Raw genomic sequence first — 15,894 nt, forward strand, 5'->3', positions numbered from 1 at the left:
CCCGGTCATCGTGAGCAACGATGATCACGAAAACAGGAGAGCAGGGACTGCAGATGGCCGAATTGACCATCAACGCCGACGACGTCCGTGATGCGTTGAACGAGTTCGCGGCGTCCTACGAACCCGGAAACGCAGAGCGCGTAGAGGTCGGCCGCGTTACCACCGCAAGTGATGGCATCGCCCGTGTTGAGGGCCTTCCCTCGGTCATGGCGAACGAGCTGCTTCGCTTCGAAGACGGCACCCTGGGCCTCGCCCAGAACCTCGACGTCCGCGAGATCGGTGTCATCGTCCTCGGTGACTTCACGGGCATCGAAGAAGGCCAGGAAGTCCACCGCACCGGACAGGTCCTGTCCGTACCCGTCGGTGACGCCTTCCTCGGCCGTGTCGTGGACCCGCTGGGCGTGCCCATCGATGACCTTGGCGAGATCAAGGCCGAAGCCACCCGCGCGCTGGAGCTGCAGGCTCCCGGCGTAACGCAGCGCAAGTCTGTGCACGAGCCGATGCAGACAGGCCTCAAGGCCATCGACGCCATGATTCCGATCGGCCGCGGCCAGCGGCAGCTGATCATTGGCGACCGCCAGACCGGCAAGTCGGCCATCGCCATCGACACCATCATCAACCAGAAGGCCAACTGGGCTTCCGGAGACGTGACCAAGCAGGTCCGCTGCGTGTACGTAGCAATCGGCCAGAAGGCTTCCACCATCGCGGCCATCCGCCAGACGCTGGAAGACAACGGCGCGCTGGAGTACACCACGATTGTGGCTTCCCCGGCATCCGACCCCGCGGGCTTCAAATACCTGGCCCCCTACGCCGGTTCTGCCATTGGCCAGCACTGGATGTACGGCGGCAAGCACGTCCTCATCGTGTTCGATGACCTTTCCAAGCAGGCCGAGGCCTACCGTGCAGTGTCGCTGCTGCTGCGCCGCCCGCCGGGACGCGAAGCCTACCCGGGTGACGTCTTCTACCTGCACTCCCGCCTCCTGGAGCGTTGTGCCAAGCTCTCGGACGAGCTCGGTGCCGGCTCGATGACCGGTTTGCCGCTGATCGAGACCAAGGCGAACGATGTTTCCGCCTACATCCCGACCAACGTCATCTCCATCACCGACGGCCAGATCTTCCTGCAGTCGGACCTCTTCAACGCAAACCAGCGACCTGCTGTTGACGTGGGTGTCTCTGTGTCCCGCGTTGGCGGTGCCGCACAGGTGAAGTCGATGAAGAAGGTCTCCGGCACCTTGAAGCTGGACCTCGCGCAGTACCGCGACATGCAGGCGTTTGCGATGTTCGCTTCGGACCTCGATGCCGCATCCCGCCAGCAGCTGACCCGTGGCGCGCGCCTCATGGAGCTGCTGAAGCAGGGCCAGTACTCGCCGTTCCCGGTTGAGGACCAGGTTGTGTCCATCTGGGCTGGTACCCAGGGCCACCTGGACGATGTTCCCGTTGAGGACATCAGCCGCTTCGAAACCGAGTTCCTGGAGCACCTGAAGCACAAGTCCTCGATCCTGACCACGCTGGCGCAGACCAACGTTCTGGACGATGACACTGCAGCAGCGCTGAAGAACGCGATCGTTGACTTCAAGAAGGGCTTCTTCGGCGAAGGCGACAACCACCTGGTAGGTGCCGGCCACGAGGAGCATGAGCCCATCTCCGAGGGTCAGGTCGACCAGGAAAAAATCGTCAGGCAGAAGCGCTAGTTTCGCTGGCAGGGACTGCCGGGACCCTACGGGGTTCCGGCAGTCCCGGCCATCGGGATCTTAGGAAAGGATAAGTATGGGAGCCCAGATTCGGGTCTACCGCCAGAAGATCGCCTCGACGACGTCGATGCGCAAGATCTTCAAGGCGATGGAACTGATCGCTACCTCGCGCATCGGCAAGGCCCGCGCACGCGTAGCGGCTTCACTGCCTTACGCGAACGCGATTACCCGCGCCGTTTCTGCCGTTGCTAGCCAGAGCGAAATCGACCACCCGCTGACCACCGAGCCGGAGCAGATCCGTCGGGCGGCAGTGCTGGTGATCACCTCGGACCGTGGACTGGCTGGGTCTTACTCGGCCAGTGTGCTCAAGCAGGCCGAAGGCCTCAACGAGCTGCTCCGTGCAGAAGGCAAGGAAGTCAAGACGTACCTGGTTGGCCGCAAGGCACAGGCTTACTTCGACTTCCGGGGCCGGTCTTACGGAGGAGTCTGGACTGGCGGAACCGACGCACCGGAGTTTGCCACCGCCCAGGAAATCGGGCACAAGCTGCTCGAGGATTTCGCAACAGACTACGAAGAGGGCGGCGTGGATGAGATCCACGTCGTGTACACCCGCTTCAAGTCCATGGTGACCCAGGAGCCGACGGTCATCCGTCTTCTTCCGCTTGAAGTTGTGGATGAGCAGCCTGCTTCCGAGTCGGAGCTGCTGCCCTTGTACGAGTTCGAGCCGGAGTCGGAGCAGGTTCTCGATGCTCTGCTGCCGCGGTACATCGAGTCACGGATCTTCGCAGCCATGTTGCAGGCAGCAGCTTCGGAGCTTGCCGCACGTCAGCGGGCGATGAAGTCCGCCGGAGACAACGCCACGGATCTCATCAAGAAGTACACGCGTTTGCGCAACACCGCCCGCCAGGCGGAAATTACGCAGGAGCTGTCCGAAATCGTGGCCGGTGCCGACGCCCTCGCGTCGTAGCCATCCCGTTCGGGCCAGCCGGTCCTGCACCAGAACATAAACTTAACCACGCCATCTACTGAGTGAAGTGAGAGAGATGACTGCCACCGCTACCGAACACGTAGCCGCAACGTCCGGTGCCACCGGCCGTATTGCACGTGTCATTGGCCCGGTTGTCGACGTCGAATTCCCGGCTGACGCAATCCCCTCGATTTACAATGCCCTTACCACTGAGATCACTCTCAACGGTGAGACCAAGACCATCACGTTCGAGACCTCCCAGCACCTGGGTGACAACCTCGTCCGCGCTATCTCCCTGCAGGCTACCGATGGACTTGTCCGCGGCACCTCTGTTGTTGACAGCGGCGCCCCCATCTCCGTGCCCGTGGGCGACGGCGTCAAGGGACACATCTTCAACGTGCTCGGCAAGCCGCTGGACGTTGCTGAATCTGAAATCCAGGCCTCTGACTACTGGCCGATCCACCGCAAGGCACCGTCCTTCGCTTCCCTCGAAGGTTCCACCGAGATGCTCGAAACGGGCATCAAGGTCATCGACCTTCTCACCCCGTACATCAAGGGTGGAAAGATCGGCCTCTTCGGCGGCGCCGGCGTGGGCAAGACGGTTCTGATCCAGGAAATGATCACCCGTGTGGCCCGTAACTTCGGTGGTACCTCTGTGTTCGCCGGTGTCGGCGAGCGTACCCGTGAGGGCAACGACCTCTGGGTCGAAATGGAAGAAGCCGGCGTTCTGAAGGACACCGCCCTTGTGTTCGGCCAGATGGATGAGCCGCCGGGAACGCGTCTTCGCGTTGCACTGTCCGCGCTGACCATGGCGGAGTACTTCCGCGATGTCCAGAACCAGGACGTGCTGCTCTTCATCGACAACATCTTCCGCTTCACGCAGGCAGGTTCGGAAGTGTCCACGCTTCTCGGACGTATGCCGTCTGCCGTGGGTTACCAGCCGAACCTGGCCGACGAAATGGGTCTCCTCCAGGAGCGCATTACGTCCACCAAGGGCCACTCCATCACCTCGATGCAGGCCATCTACGTTCCCGCAGATGACTACACCGACCCGGCACCGGCCACGACCTTCGCACACCTCGACGCGACCACGGAACTTTCCCGTGAAATCGCATCCCGTGGTCTGTACCCGGCCGTTGACCCGCTGACGTCGACTTCCCGAATCCTGGACCCCCAGTACATCGGCAAGGACCATTACACCACGGCTGTCCGTGTGAAGCAGATCCTGCAGAAGAACAAGGAACTCCAGGACATCATCGCCATCCTTGGTGTCGATGAACTGTCTGAAGAGGACAAGATCGTCGTGTCGCGTGCACGCCGCATCCAGCAGTTCCTGTCGCAGAACACCTACACCGCCAAGCAGTTCACCGGCGTCGAAGGTTCCACCGTCTCCATCAAGGACACCGTTGAGGGCTTCACGGCCATCTGCGACGGCGACCTCGACCACATCGCAGAGCAGGCGTTCTTCAACGTCGGCGGCCTGGATGACGTTGAGCGCCAGTGGGCCAAGATCCAGGAACAGACCAAGTAATATGGCTGAGCTTGAGGTTGAGATTGTCGCAGCGGACCACTTTGTGTGGTCCGGAGCGGCCAAGATGGTCAAGGCCCGCACCAGCGATGGTGAAATCGGAATCCTGCCCGGCCACTCGCCACTGCTGGCGATTCTGGCCGAAGGTGAAATGGCAATCGAGCCTGTCTCCGGTGACCGCATTGCTGTAGAGGTCGACGGCGGTTTCTTCTCCGTCGACAACAACAGGGTCGTCATTGTTGCTGACAACGCCCACCTGGGCGACGCAGCCACTGCGGGGATCCGCTAGCACCACCTTGATGGACGCCACTGCACTTTCGTTCATCGCTATAGCAACCGCTTTTGGCTTGCTGATTTTTACGCTGTGCCTTTTCGGGGTGCGCCGCTTCAACCTGCGGCGCGCCCTGGGCACGGTGGACGCCTCCATTTGCACGGCTGGAAAGAGCTGGCAGATGGGGGTTTGTCGTTATCAGGACAATGAACTCGAGTGGTTCAAGCTGCTCTCGCTCAGTGTCAGGCCCAAGCACCGCTTCACGCGCAGCTCTCTGGAGCTGATCGGGAGGCGGCAGCCCACCGAGGCCGAACTGGTCAAGGTGCAGCCGGACGTCGTGATCGTGGAACTCAAGTATGAGGGCCAGGATGTGCTGCTGGCGATGAAGTTTGACGCGTACACCGGCCTCTCTTCATGGCTCGAGGCCGGTCCGGTCATTGGCATCGGCACCTGGCGCTAGCCGACGTGGACGTCATTGCCGATATCCGGCTCGTCGACGGGCCCCTCTTCTGGGCCGCATGGGCTGCGGGAACCGCGGGTGTCATCTACCTCCTCTGGCGGCGCGGCAAGCGCTGGCCCCTGGTGCCCGTTCTTGCCATTGTCTCGGCGATTGTCATCGTCGCAGTGGTTCACTGGCTCCTGATCTATGTCTTTTCCTCGTTTCCTGATGAGCTCCCCCGTGAGGTGCTGGGCTGGTCCGTGCCTGCTCTGGCCGGATTCCTGCTCTGGACCACCAGGCTGGTCCCCGCGGGCTGGAAAGGCAGGGCCGCAGCCACGGCTGCCATGCTCGGGGTGCTCCTGCTGTCGTCCGTCCAAATCAATGCCTATTTCGGGCTCAACCGCACTGTCGGTGACCTTCTGGGAACAGCCGTTGCCCGCATTCCTTCCCTTGAGGCCGGGCTGACCCGCCAGGCCGGAAGCGCCGTGCCGGTACCCCTTGCACAATGGACGAGACCCGAAGGCCTGCCGTCCGAAGGGGTGCTCAGGAAGGCCGATATTCCAGGCACAAGCTCTGGTTTCGATGCCCGCGAGGCCTATATTTACCTGCCGCCCGCGTACCAGAGCCGGGAACGCCCCGCCCTTCCGGTGCTGGTGCTGTTTTCGGGCCAGCCCGGCGGCCCGGCCGACTGGCTGACCGGGGGAGCCCTGCGCAGCCATATGGACAGGTTCTCCGCCCGGCACAACGGCGTGGCCCCGGTAGTGGTGGTGGTGGATCCCAATGGTTCTCCTTCCGGGAACTCGCTCTGCATGGACAGCCGTATCGCCAAGGCGGACACCTACTTGTCCGTTGATGTGCCCCGCTGGATCAGCAAGACACTCGACGTCGGTGCGGAGCGCAGAGACTGGGCCGTCGGAGGGTTTTCGTTCGGCGGCACCTGTGCCATGCAGCTGGGCACCAGACACCCGGAGCTCTACACCTCCATCCTCGCTTTTGCCAGTGAGCAGGAACCGGCGCTGGCGAAGGAACGGGAAAAGACAGTGGAGGCTTCCTTCGGAGGAGACACGAAGGCCTTCGAAGCGCAGACCCCGCTCTACCTGATGAAACAACACAGGTACGAAGGAAGCGCAGTCTATTTCGCTGCTGGAGCCACCGACCCCGAGTTTACGGGCTACATGGACGTGCTCTCGGCTGCCGCCCGGGAGGCCGGCTTTGAGGTTGAAGTCCGTCACATCGCCGACTCAGGCCACTCGTGGGAGACCGTGTCCAAGGGTATGCAGGATGCGCTCGATTTCCTCGCTCCGCGCTGGGGCATCGGGCCTTGACCGCACTGTCCGGGGCCGACAGCGGGGACACCCTCGCCAGGGTGCTTCGACAGGCTATGAAGGCGACCCTGCGCCATTTCCGGGCTACTCCGTTGACGCTGGCCGTGCTGGCTGCTTTCGTCGCGGCCGGTGCCGTGACCGGCAGTTTTCTCGCCGGGCCGCCGGAGTCAATGCTGGACTTTGCCGCCGTCAATGCCGGGGGCCTCAAGGCCGGCCGCTGGTGGTCCCTGTTTACCTCCACGTTTTTCGCCACGAATCCCGCGGCCTACACTGGCGCAGCACTCATGATCCTGCTGCTGCTGGGGCTCGCCGAGAGGACGCTTGGCCCGGTATGGACGGCCGCGTTCTATTTCGGCGGACAGTTTGCCGCTGTGACACTTTTCCTGCTGATTACCCAGCTTGCGCAGCAGGCCGGTGATCCGTGGCTCGGACCCATGGCCAATACCCTTCTCATGGGGCCGTACGCACCTGTCCTCGCGGCGTCCCTCGCAGCCAGCGGACTTTTCCCGGCCCTGTGGCAGCGGCGGTTGCGGACGGCAGCGCTGTCCACGTCGCTGCTGCTGGTGCTGTATGTGGGGCATCCCGAGTCCGTTGCAGGCCTGCTGGGGGCATTGGTGGGCCTCGCCGCAGGATGGTGGATCCAGAGTAAACACGGAACGCTGCACCGGCACCGTTCCACAGGCCGCGAAACCCGTAACCTGTTGGCTTTGACGGTTGCCATCTTCGCCATCGGGCCAATCCTCACTGCGGCGGCAAGGAGCCCCGCCGGTCCGCTCGCCCTGCTGCGCAATGTTGTCCTCAACCCGCTGCCCACTTTGAGCCAGTTGGAGGAGAACTGCGGCGGCACACTGGACGCAGGCTGCCTGGAACTGGACAGGCAGGGACTCGGGGGGCCGCTGGGCCTGGCTCTCGCAGTGGTGCCGGTGATCCTGCTGCTGATCTGCGCCGACGGGATGCGGCGCGGCCGCACACTGGCACTCTGGATTGCTGTTGCCGTTCAGCTAAGCGTGGCCGCCCTCTCCGCTGTGTACCTGGCGCTCTTCGCCCGGATGGCCGGTTCCGGATCCGGTCAGGACACCGCGGTGCTGGAGTCAAAGTTCATGCACGTTCTGCCGCTGGTCGCTGTTCCGGTACTGCTGGTGGTGCTGCTGCTGGCGCACCGCCGTCACTTCCGCATCCAGACCTCGTCGCGGGCCATGCGGGCCCTGGTGCTCACGGTGGGCGGGACCTGGCTGGTGCTGGCCTCGCTCTACACCGCATCCTGGTTTGCCGCCGGCGGCCCGCGGAGGGACGGGGGTCTGCTGGTGCTGGCCGGTGAACTGGCGCGGCAGTACCTTCCGGTGCCCCTGCCCGGGCTCTACCGGAGGATTTTCGAAAACCGGAGTGCCCTGGAAACCGCGCTGTTTGCCTACTCGGGAGTCATTTTCTGGATAGTTGCGCTGGCAGGAGTCTGGATTGTCCTGCTGGGACGCCATGATCATTCCGACGCGGGGGCGGAGGACCGGGAGGCGGCCCGGAAGCTGGTGCGCCAGGGCGGCGATTCCCTCTCCTGGATGGCTTTGTGGGAACCCAACAAGTACTGGTTCCTGCCCGGCGGAGGTGCCGGTATTGCGTATCAACAGCATGGCAGCGTCGCACTGACCCTTGCCGGGCCCTTTGGTGATCCCCTCCAGCGTGAGGAGGCCGCTGAAGGCTTTCTGCGCTTCTGCTCCGAACGTGCCTTGATTCCGTGCTTCTATTCCTGCACTGACGGCTTATGGCCCATGCTGAGCGACCGTGGCTTTTCCCGGGTTTCGGTTGCCCAAGAAACCAAACTGTCGGTGCGCGAACTGGAGTTCAAGGGCAAGGAATGGCAAAACGTCCGCACCGCGCTCAACCGTGCCAAGAAACTCGGGGTAGAGGCACGCTGGGGCAGCTACAGCAGCCTGCCACAGTCGCTGCGGACCCAGTTGAGCGAAGTCTCCGAGGAGTGGGCAGCCCAGAAAACGGTCCCGGAGATGGGCTTCACCCTGGGCGGCGTCGACGAGCTGATGGACGACGACGTCCTGTGCTGCCTCGCCGTCGACAAGCAGGGCGTGGTGCACGGTGTGACGAGCTGGCTGCCGGCGTATGAACGCGGGCACGTGGTGAGCTGGACGCTGGACTTCATGCGGCGCCGCGGCGAAGGCTTCCCCGGCGTGATGGAGTTCCTGATCGCATCCGCCGTCCTGGAATTGCGGAAAACCGTGGAGGTCATCTCGCTCTCCGGTTCGCCGCTGGCGCAAGACCCCGCTGTTTCCGGGGACGGGGAACGGGAGCAGGTGACCGAGCTGCTTTCCGGCATCCTTGACGTCGTGGGCCGGGCACTGGAGCCAATCTATGGATTCAGGTCTCTGGCCACGTTCAAGTCACGTTTCAAGCCGCAGTACAGAACCCTTTATCTGTACTACCAGGATCCCCTGCAGTTGCCTGCCATAGGGCGCGCCCTGAGCCGCGCTTATCTGCCGGGACTTTCCATTCGGCAAAGCGCGCGCCTCCTGAAGACCCTGGTGAGCTAGAAAATAAAAGGTTGACCCCTTATGCCGGCATTTCCAAGGATGGCGTGGCGCCTGCAATTACAGGCAGCACAACAAATGGCCCCCGGTATTGAATACCGGGGACCATCTATTAGCAGGTGCTGCCAGCGGCAGCGCTGTGCAGGAAGGCCTACTAAACCAGCGTTACACCGGTGGCCTGCGGACCCTTGGCGCCCTGACCAATCTCGAACTGAACGCGCTGGTTCTCGTCGAGGGTCTTGAAGCCGCCGGTCTGGATCTCGGAGTAGTGAACGAAGACATCGCCATCGGAGTCGTCCGGGGTGATGAAGCCGAAGCCCTTTTCAGCGTTGAACCACTTGACGGTTCCCTGTGCCATTTATTTCTCCTCATAATGGAACTTTTTAAGGCCAGCACACCTCGTACTGGTCTTGGTTACTCCGCGAGAAGATTCCTGGCCTACACCTCCGGCGTGACCGGAAAGCGTTGCAGGAGCTTCGCGCTCGCAACATGTCTTGCGAGCATGAAAAACACCTACACAAAGACTGGTCTAAGAATTTCATGACGGCCCGGTCTGGTCAACGGTCAAAACGCGGATTCAGGGCAAATTTTGCCAAAATGCAAAGTAAATAGCCGGCCACCCGGAGTTACTCGCCTTGCCTACAGTGGCATTGAATACAGTCGCGCTGCCGGCAGAGGCGATCGCGTCATAGACAACGTCAGAAGAGCCGCGACTCGGTATCGTCCACGCCCCGCATGGCGTCATAGTCCAGGGTGATGCAGTCGATTCCCCGGTCGGCGGCAAGGACACGTGCCTGGGGCTTGATCTGCTGGGCTGCGAAGATGCCGCGGACCGGCGCCAGCAGGGGATCGCGGTTCAATAGCTCCAGATACCTGGTCAGCTGTTCCACGCCGTCGATGTCTCCGCGGCGCTTCAACTCGATGGCGACGGTGGAGCCGTCCGCATCCCTCGCCAGGATGTCCACAGGGCCGATGGCCGTGAAGTACTCGCGCCGGATGAGGGAGAAGCCATCGCCGAGCGTCTCGATCTGCTCGGCCAGCAGCCGCTGCAGGTCGGCCTCCACGCCGTCCTTGATCAGGCCAGGGTCCTGGCCGAGCTCATGTGACGTATCGTGAAGCTGTTCGTGGATATTGATGATCAGCCTGTCGTCGGTCTTGGCTGACTGCACCGTCCACTGCTCCACCACACCGACCTCAATGTCTGCTTCCTCCGGTGTGGAAACGCGAAGGGTGGCGGGCGGGCTCATCCAGTTGAGCGGCTTGTAGGAGCCGCCGTCGGAATGGACCAGCACCGAACCGTCCGCCTTCACGAGGAGAAGCCTGGTGGCGAGAGGAAGATGGGCTTTGAGCCGCCCAACATAATCAACAGAACAACGGGCTATGACAAGACGCACGCCGTACACACTACCGTGTCCGCACTGCCGCTCCCGCACGTGGTCCGGGGCCTTGGAGGGGAGGCCGCTGGGGCAGAATGGAAGCATGCCGCGTTCGAACCGTCCCCGCCGTTCCTCAGCAGGGCGGTCGTCGTCCGGCAAGGCCGGCGGCAAGCACGGCTCCGGACCTGTCCCTGAACTGGACCTTGAGAGGGCGCGTGCCGGGGTTGCCAGGCGTGAGAGCGCACCTGACGGCGACTGGATTGTCCGCTCAATGACCGCCCGCAAGGCCGAGAAAGCCTACATCTGCCCTGGCTGCTCCACTGCCGTTTTGCCGGGCGTCGCCCATCTCGTGGTCTGGGCAGACGACCATCTGTTCGGCGCTGCTGCCGGGCTGGCCGAACGCCGCCACTGGCACACCAACTGCTGGACGTCGCGCAACTTCCGTTACCGCTGACTAAGCTGGTACGCATGACTTTTGACCCGTCGTCGTACGTTTTTTACCAGTCTGCAGAGGCCACTCCCATCCGCGCCGCCACGGTCCTTCCGGCCCGCCGCGAGAACATCGAAATCCGCACCGAGGATGGCCACGCCCTCGTGGGCGAGCTGGCCCTGCCGGAATCGGGAGAGATCAGCGCCACCCTGATTACACTGCATCCGCTGCCGACGCACGGCGGTTTCATGGATTCCCATGTTTACCGGAAGGCCTCGTACCGTTTGCCCGCGCTGGCCGGGGTGGCGGTGCTTCGCTTCAACACCCGCGGCACGTCATCACCGCGCGGCACCAGCGACGGCGTCTTTGAAGAGGGCATCGGCGAGCGGTACGACGTGGAGGCGGCAGTACGGTTTGCGGTTGAGAGGGGTCTTCCCAGCAGGTGGCTGGTCGGCTGGTCCTTCGGCACGGAACTTGCCCTGATGTACGGTGCGGTGGAGCCAGTCGCCTCCCAGGTGGAAGGCGCCATCCTGCTGTCACCCCCGCTGCACCGCGCCACGGACGACCACTTGCGGCAATGGGCCGCCTCAGGCATGCCGCTCACCGTCCTGGTGCCGGAACACGACGACTACCTTCGGCCCGCGGCTGCAGCGGAACGCTTCAGCCTGGTGCCGCAGGCGCGCGTGGTGGGGGTCGACGGCGCCAAGCACCTTTGGGTGGGGGAGAAACAGGCCGCACGGGTACTTAACGAAATTGTCGACGACGTAACGCGACAGGGTTCGGGCGCCGCGGGGCTGGCGCAGGAATGGAATGGGCCGGTGGCTTCGGCAACAGTCTGATAGCGCTGCCAAACAACACCGCCTGAGGGCGCGCCAAGCAAGACTGCCTGGACGCGCTTTCTAGTGGTTGTCCTGCCGGACGATATAGATCTCTTTGACAAGGAGCAGGATGGCGGCCGCGGTGGGGATGGCGATCAGGGCTCCGAGGACGCCCAGGAGGCTGCCGCCCGCAATCACGGAGATCACGGCCACGGCGCCGGGTACCGCGACGGCCTTCTGCATGATGCGGGGCGAAATGAAGTACGCCTCGAACTGCAGGTAGGCGAAGTAGCAGATGGCGTAGGCGACGGCCGGCTGCCAGCCCAGTGTCAAGGTGATGAGGATGACCACGACGCCGGCGATCAGTCCGCCGACAAGGGGGATGAAGGCCAGCAGGGCCACAACAAAGGCAAGCAGGACAGCGAACGGCACACCGATGATGGTCATGACGATGAAGGCGAAGGTGGCGTTCAGGAGTGCTACCACCGCCTGCCCGATCACGTAGTTGCCCACGGAACGGCTGATTTCCTCGGACAGCGCCTCGACCCGGGCGCGCCGGGACCGCGGGGCAAGACGGTAGCCCCACTTTTTCATCGCCGGCAGTGCGGCCAGGAAGTAGAGGCTGAGCACCAGGACGATCAGTGCGCCGAAGAGTCCATTGGCCACTGTCGAGCCGAAGCCGACGACGCCCCCGAAGATACCGCCCATGGCCTCGGGGTTTTTGACGAACTTGTCCAGCTCCTCGTTGATGCGCTCGCGGACTCCGAACTGGCTGTCCAGGCTCCGGAAAAACTCTGAATCAACGAAGTCCCGGACCCACACCGGGGCCTGCTTAACGAGCTCCGTGACCTGCTCCACGATCGTGGGAATGAGCGTGGCGAAGAAGCCGACGACGGCAGTGACCAGTACCGAGACGGACACAAGGATTCCGGCCGGCCTGGGGATCTTGCGGGTTTCCAGCCAGCGCACGACAGGATCAAGCCCCAGCGCGATGAACAGCGCTGCGACAATCCAGAGGAGAAGCTGGGTGTTATTGGAGCCGATCCAGTAGACCAGCAGGGCAAGGCCGACGCCGACAGTACCCATGAAGCCGAGGTACAAGGGATGCTGGGCGGAAATCCGCGGGCCGGGCGCCCCGAACGGCTCGTCCTCGTCCGCGTCCCGGCTTTCAGCCTCGAACCTGTCCACCTGCTCGGGGGGCATTTCGAACCGCAGCCGGGGCTGCGCGCCGGGAATCGGCTGGCGCAGCCGCTTCAGCACGGACCCGAGGGCAGCGGCACGGACGTTTCGGCGGAGTTGCTGCGAGGCGTGATGCTGCGGAGCCTCGTCAGACGGCGGTGCATGGGGGGCCGCCGGAGGCTGTTCGGCCGCGGTCGGCTGCCGGGCTTCGTGAGAATCGTCCAGGGAGCTGCCGTCGGGCAGGTTTTCCGGGCCGCGCGTGGACGGATCCCTGTGTTCAGTCACTGCTTTTGATGCCTTTTCCGTCAGTGGTGCCGCGGCTTCGGGCCGCATGTGATGATCATCGCAAACACTATCAGCAGCCCTGTGGATAAGCCGGATCTGCGCTGCTGCAGGGGCCCGGCGGGCGCCCAGTCCGCGACCCGGACTGAGGGATTGGTAACAAAACGGTTACTATTGAAGGCAAACCCCCGCTGATGATAGGACTCCTTTGCGTTTCAAGACTGCAGTTGCACTCGTGCTGCTCGGCCTCCTGACACTGCTTGCCGGGATCGGACAGAAGACGGTGTGGGCTCCTGCCGAGACCGTGACGGCTACCGCTCCCTCGAATGCTGAAGCCGCACCCCTGACCGTTATCGACCAGAAGCTCCGGACCGTCGAAGGCGGAACCGTGACCCTCAAGGTCAAGGGTGAGGGGAACTTCCTCCTCGCCGCAGGCCGCCCTGACGACGTCACTGCCTGGGTGGGCAAGACGGCGCACAACACTGTTACCGGGCTGTCCGAGGACAAGAAGTCCCTGCAGGTGGAACGCACCGACGGCGAGGCTACCGCGCCGTCGCCCGCCGGCTCCGACCTGTGGGTGTCGAGTGAAAACGCCAGCGGGGAACTGGACTACACCTGGACGGCACCGGCCGACGGCGAGTGGTCGCTCCTGCTGGCCTCCGACGGCACGAAGCCCGCACCCTCCTCGATCGAGATGACCTTCCCGAACGACACCTCCACGCCGTGGGCTGTTCCGCTGATGGTGATCGGCGGGCTGCTTATGATTGCCGGTCTGGCCCTGCTGGTCCTCAAGCCCGGCCGCGGAACCCCCGGGGCAGGGGGCCAAGGCGGTACCAAGGCGGCCCTCGGCAGCCTCTTCGCCAAGCGGGCCACGGCTTCGACCAAGTCCGGAACCTCTGCGAAATCCGGAACCGGTTCCTCCCGCCTGAGCATCCTCGTGGCAGCTTCGACCGCAGCGATACTTGCCGGAACCGGTGCTGCAGCCAACGCCAGCCAGTCTCCGGAACCTGCTGCCACCGGCGGTGCGGCCTCACCCGTCGCTACCTCCGGTGAAGCTCCAGTGCTCCTGGACGCCCAGTTCCGCAGGATCCTTGAACAGGTAGCCAGCGCCACCAATGCCGGTGACGCCGCAAAGGATGCCAAGAAGCTGGCAAGCCGCGTTGCAGGAACGGAACTGCAGGTACGCACGCAGAACTACAAGATCCGCTCGCGCGTGGCTTCGTACGATGCACGCATGCCCGTCCGTGCCACCAAGCTGCTCACCACAGTCGTCACCGACAAGCGCGCCTGGCCGCGCCAGGTCCTGGCGGTCACGCAGGGCGAGGGCAACGTGGTGCCCCAGCTGCTGACCCTGACCCAGAAGTCCCCCCGGGAAAACTACAAGCTCGTAGGCACCAGTCCGCTGCAGCCCGGCACCACGTTCCCGTCCATTGCCCGGAACGGCACCGAGTCCCTCGATCCCGGCGACAAGTCGGGTCTGCTGTACAGCGGCCAGGAAGCCCTTGCCGGCCTTGCCGACCGTCTGTCCAAGGAGAGCTCAACCTTCAAGAGCAAGCTGGTCGAGGGCCAGTCCTCGCCGTACATCGCCGATACGCTGTCCTACCAGACCGACGTGGTGAAGTCCGGAGTCAACGGTAAGTTCGTGTTCACCCACAAGGTGCAGCCGGACAGCACCGTAGTCTTCCGCACCTCCGATGGCGGTGCCCTGGTACTTGGCCGCCTGACGTTCAACTTCGATGGCACTCCGAAGTCTGAGGGTGACAAGCTGACGATCGGAAACGACGCTGCCGTCCTGGCGGGCGGCAAGGAGACCACCACCGGCATGGTGCTGAACTTCGCCGAATCCGTGGCCGTCTACGTACCGCCGACCGGGTCGAAGGACCCGATGAAGCTCGTGGCGGCCACCCGCGGACTCGTCGGAGCCAGCTTCAAGTAGGCACCCGACGCAGAGAGCACCCCGCCGCGGCGGGGTGCTCTCTGCGTTAATGTGCGCCTCCTGCGGCAGCGGGAGTGGCTAGAGTGGAGGCTATGAGTTCGCCAGCTTCCCGACCTGTCCCTCCAGCCGCCGCAAGCCAGCTCAACCTCCGCGGCGCCGTCGACCTTTCCGCCCTCAAGCAGCGCCAGGCGCCGCCTGCAGGAGGCCCCGCCGGTGCTGGGTCCGGTGCCATACCCGGTGCTGCGCCTGGTGCCGTGCCTTCGGCGGATACGCCGGAATCCGCAACAGGGGAAACCCCTGCCCTCCGTGTGGAAGTCACCGAAGGAAATTTTCAGGATCTCGTGCAGCTTTCTGCGCAGGTACCTGTGGTGTTCGCACTCTGGGCACCGTATTCCCCCGAATCTGCCGGGGTGCTCGATGCCTTGGAACGGATGGTGCAAAGCTATGCCGGCCGGCTGGTGCTCGGCACCGTGGACGTCGACGTCTTCCCGCAGCTCGCCCAGGCGTTCCAGGTCCAGGCCGTGCCCACCGCGGTGGCGGTGCTGAAAGGCCAGCCCGTGCCGCTCTTCCAAGGCGGGGCGGACGAACAGCAGATCCAGGCACTGCTTGATGAGCTGCTCAAGGTTGCCGCGGCCAACGGTGTGACCGGAAACGTCGGGGGAGCAGCTCCGGGGGAGCCTGCTCCTGCCCCGTTGCCCCCGATGCATCAGGCCGCCTTCGACGCCATCGAGGCGGGCGATTATGATGCGGCCGCTGAAGCCTACCGCCGGGCCCTGGCCGAGATGCCGACCGATGCCGAGGCCAAGGCCGGCCTGGCCCAGGTTGAGCTGATGGGCCGGCTCCAGAAGCTCTCGGGGCCCGACGGTGAGGCCCTCCGGCAGGTGGCCGCCGACGAGCCGGACAACCTGGACGCCCAGCTGGGGGTCGCCGACCTTGATGTTGCCGGCGGCCACGTGGAGGACGCCCTCAACCGTCTGGTGGCATTCATCGGACGGAACTTCGGCCCCGAGCGCGAGACCGCCCGCGTGCGGCTGCTTGAGCTGTTCGAGGTCGTGGGAACCTCCGATCCGCGCGTGGTGAAGGCGCGCCAGGCTTTGGCGAGGGTGCTCTTCTAGTGG

Annotated in this window: 14 protein-coding genes; 11 read left to right on the top strand and 3 right to left on the bottom strand. The window is 63.9% G+C overall.

Annotated features, from left to right (window positions below; translation table 11 throughout):
* Window positions 1–53: 53 nt before the first annotated feature.
* The 7 genes from atpA (at window position 54) to M1E01_RS07295 (ending at window position 8,758) form a co-directional block, all read left to right on the top strand.
* Window positions 54–1,691 (top strand): F0F1 ATP synthase subunit alpha, encoded by a 1,638-nt coding sequence (atpA, locus tag M1E01_RS07265; RefSeq protein WP_457974894.1) that lies wholly within the window; start codon window positions 54–56, stop codon window positions 1,689–1,691.
* A 76-nt stretch (window positions 1,692–1,767) separates the two neighbouring features.
* Window positions 1,768–2,658 carry a F0F1 ATP synthase subunit gamma gene (locus tag M1E01_RS07270; protein WP_457974391.1) on the top strand — a complete coding sequence of 297 codons (891 nt, stop codon included), beginning with the start codon at window positions 1,768–1,770 and terminating at the stop codon, window positions 2,656–2,658.
* A gap of 76 nt (window positions 2,659–2,734) precedes the next feature.
* Window positions 2,735–4,189 (top strand): F0F1 ATP synthase subunit beta, encoded by a 1,455-nt coding sequence (gene atpD / locus M1E01_RS07275; protein ID WP_457974392.1) that lies wholly within the window; start codon window positions 2,735–2,737, stop codon window positions 4,187–4,189.
* Between the two features lies 1 nt (window position 4,190).
* On the top strand, window positions 4,191–4,475 hold the full coding sequence (locus M1E01_RS07280; RefSeq protein WP_400478670.1) for a F0F1 ATP synthase subunit epsilon: 285 nt from the start codon (window positions 4,191–4,193) through the stop codon (window positions 4,473–4,475).
* Window positions 4,476–4,485: 10 nt separating this feature from the next.
* Window positions 4,486–4,917, top strand: coding sequence for a DUF2550 domain-containing protein (locus M1E01_RS07285; protein WP_457974393.1), 432 nt, complete (start codon window positions 4,486–4,488; stop codon window positions 4,915–4,917).
* A gap of 5 nt (window positions 4,918–4,922) precedes the next feature.
* Complete coding sequence (locus M1E01_RS07290; protein ID WP_457974394.1) at window positions 4,923–6,221, top strand: alpha/beta hydrolase; 1,299 nt, start codon at window positions 4,923–4,925, stop codon at window positions 6,219–6,221.
* A 56-nt stretch (window positions 6,222–6,277) separates the two neighbouring features.
* Window positions 6,278–8,758: a bifunctional lysylphosphatidylglycerol flippase/synthetase MprF gene (locus tag M1E01_RS07295; protein ID WP_457974895.1), complete on the top strand. Its 2,481-nt coding sequence runs from the start codon at window positions 6,278–6,280 to the stop codon at window positions 8,756–8,758.
* A gap of 151 nt (window positions 8,759–8,909) precedes the next feature.
* On the opposite strand, the gene M1E01_RS07300 is transcribed toward M1E01_RS07295, so the two are convergent.
* Window positions 8,910–9,113 (bottom strand): cold-shock protein, encoded by a 204-nt coding sequence (locus tag M1E01_RS07300; RefSeq protein ID WP_011692441.1) that lies wholly within the window; start codon window positions 9,111–9,113, stop codon window positions 8,910–8,912.
* Between the two features lie 340 nt (window positions 9,114–9,453).
* Window positions 9,454–10,149, bottom strand: coding sequence for an endonuclease NucS (gene nucS / locus M1E01_RS07305; protein WP_457974395.1), 696 nt, complete (start codon window positions 10,147–10,149; stop codon window positions 9,454–9,456).
* A gap of 85 nt (window positions 10,150–10,234) precedes the next feature.
* On the opposite strand from nucS, the gene M1E01_RS07310 reads away from it, so the two are divergent.
* Complete coding sequence (locus M1E01_RS07310; protein ID WP_457974396.1) at window positions 10,235–10,585, top strand: ATP/GTP-binding protein; 351 nt, start codon at window positions 10,235–10,237, stop codon at window positions 10,583–10,585.
* A 14-nt stretch (window positions 10,586–10,599) separates the two neighbouring features.
* A complete protein-coding gene (locus M1E01_RS07315) occupies window positions 10,600–11,400 on the top strand; it encodes an alpha/beta hydrolase (protein ID WP_457974397.1) in 801 nt (266 codons plus the stop codon).
* Between the two features lie 60 nt (window positions 11,401–11,460).
* Here M1E01_RS07315 and M1E01_RS07320 read toward each other — a convergent pair whose 3' ends face one another.
* Complete coding sequence (locus M1E01_RS07320; protein WP_457974896.1) at window positions 11,461–12,639, bottom strand: AI-2E family transporter; 1,179 nt, start codon at window positions 12,637–12,639, stop codon at window positions 11,461–11,463.
* 409 nt (window positions 12,640–13,048) lie between these two features.
* Between M1E01_RS07320 and M1E01_RS07325 the strand changes: the two genes are divergently transcribed.
* Window positions 13,049–14,776 carry a hypothetical protein gene (locus M1E01_RS07325; protein WP_457974398.1) on the top strand — a complete coding sequence of 576 codons (1,728 nt, stop codon included), beginning with the start codon at window positions 13,049–13,051 and terminating at the stop codon, window positions 14,774–14,776.
* A gap of 92 nt (window positions 14,777–14,868) precedes the next feature.
* Complete coding sequence (locus M1E01_RS07330) at window positions 14,869–15,891, top strand: co-chaperone YbbN (RefSeq protein ID WP_457974399.1); 1,023 nt, start codon at window positions 14,869–14,871, stop codon at window positions 15,889–15,891.
* The last annotated feature ends 3 nt before the right edge of the window (window positions 15,892–15,894 follow it).

The organism is Arthrobacter sp. D1-17 (genome assembly GCF_054130535.1).

Bases quoted from the DNA above. Each gene is read 5' to 3' on its own strand.
- atpA (WP_457974894.1), top strand. From the start codon at position 54: ATGGCCGAATTGACCATCAACGCCGACGACGTCCGTGATGCGTTGAAC.
- M1E01_RS07270 (WP_457974391.1), top strand. From the start codon at position 1,768: ATGGGAGCCCAGATTCGGGTCTACCGCCAGAAGATCGCCTCGACGACG.
- atpD (WP_457974392.1), top strand. From the start codon at position 2,735: ATGACTGCCACCGCTACCGAACACGTAGCCGCAACGTCCGGTGCCACC.
- M1E01_RS07280 (WP_400478670.1), top strand. From the start codon at position 4,191: ATGGCTGAGCTTGAGGTTGAGATTGTCGCAGCGGACCACTTTGTGTGG.
- M1E01_RS07285 (WP_457974393.1), top strand. From the start codon at position 4,486: ATGGACGCCACTGCACTTTCGTTCATCGCTATAGCAACCGCTTTTGGC.
- M1E01_RS07295 (WP_457974895.1), top strand. From the start codon at position 6,278: ATGAAGGCGACCCTGCGCCATTTCCGGGCTACTCCGTTGACGCTGGCC.
- M1E01_RS07300 (WP_011692441.1), bottom strand. From the start codon at position 9,113: ATGGCACAGGGAACCGTCAAGTGGTTCAACGCTGAAAAGGGCTTCGGC.
- M1E01_RS07310 (WP_457974396.1), top strand. From the start codon at position 10,235: ATGCCGCGTTCGAACCGTCCCCGCCGTTCCTCAGCAGGGCGGTCGTCG.
- M1E01_RS07315 (WP_457974397.1), top strand. From the start codon at position 10,600: ATGACTTTTGACCCGTCGTCGTACGTTTTTTACCAGTCTGCAGAGGCC.
- M1E01_RS07330 (WP_457974399.1), top strand. From the start codon at position 14,869: ATGAGTTCGCCAGCTTCCCGACCTGTCCCTCCAGCCGCCGCAAGCCAG.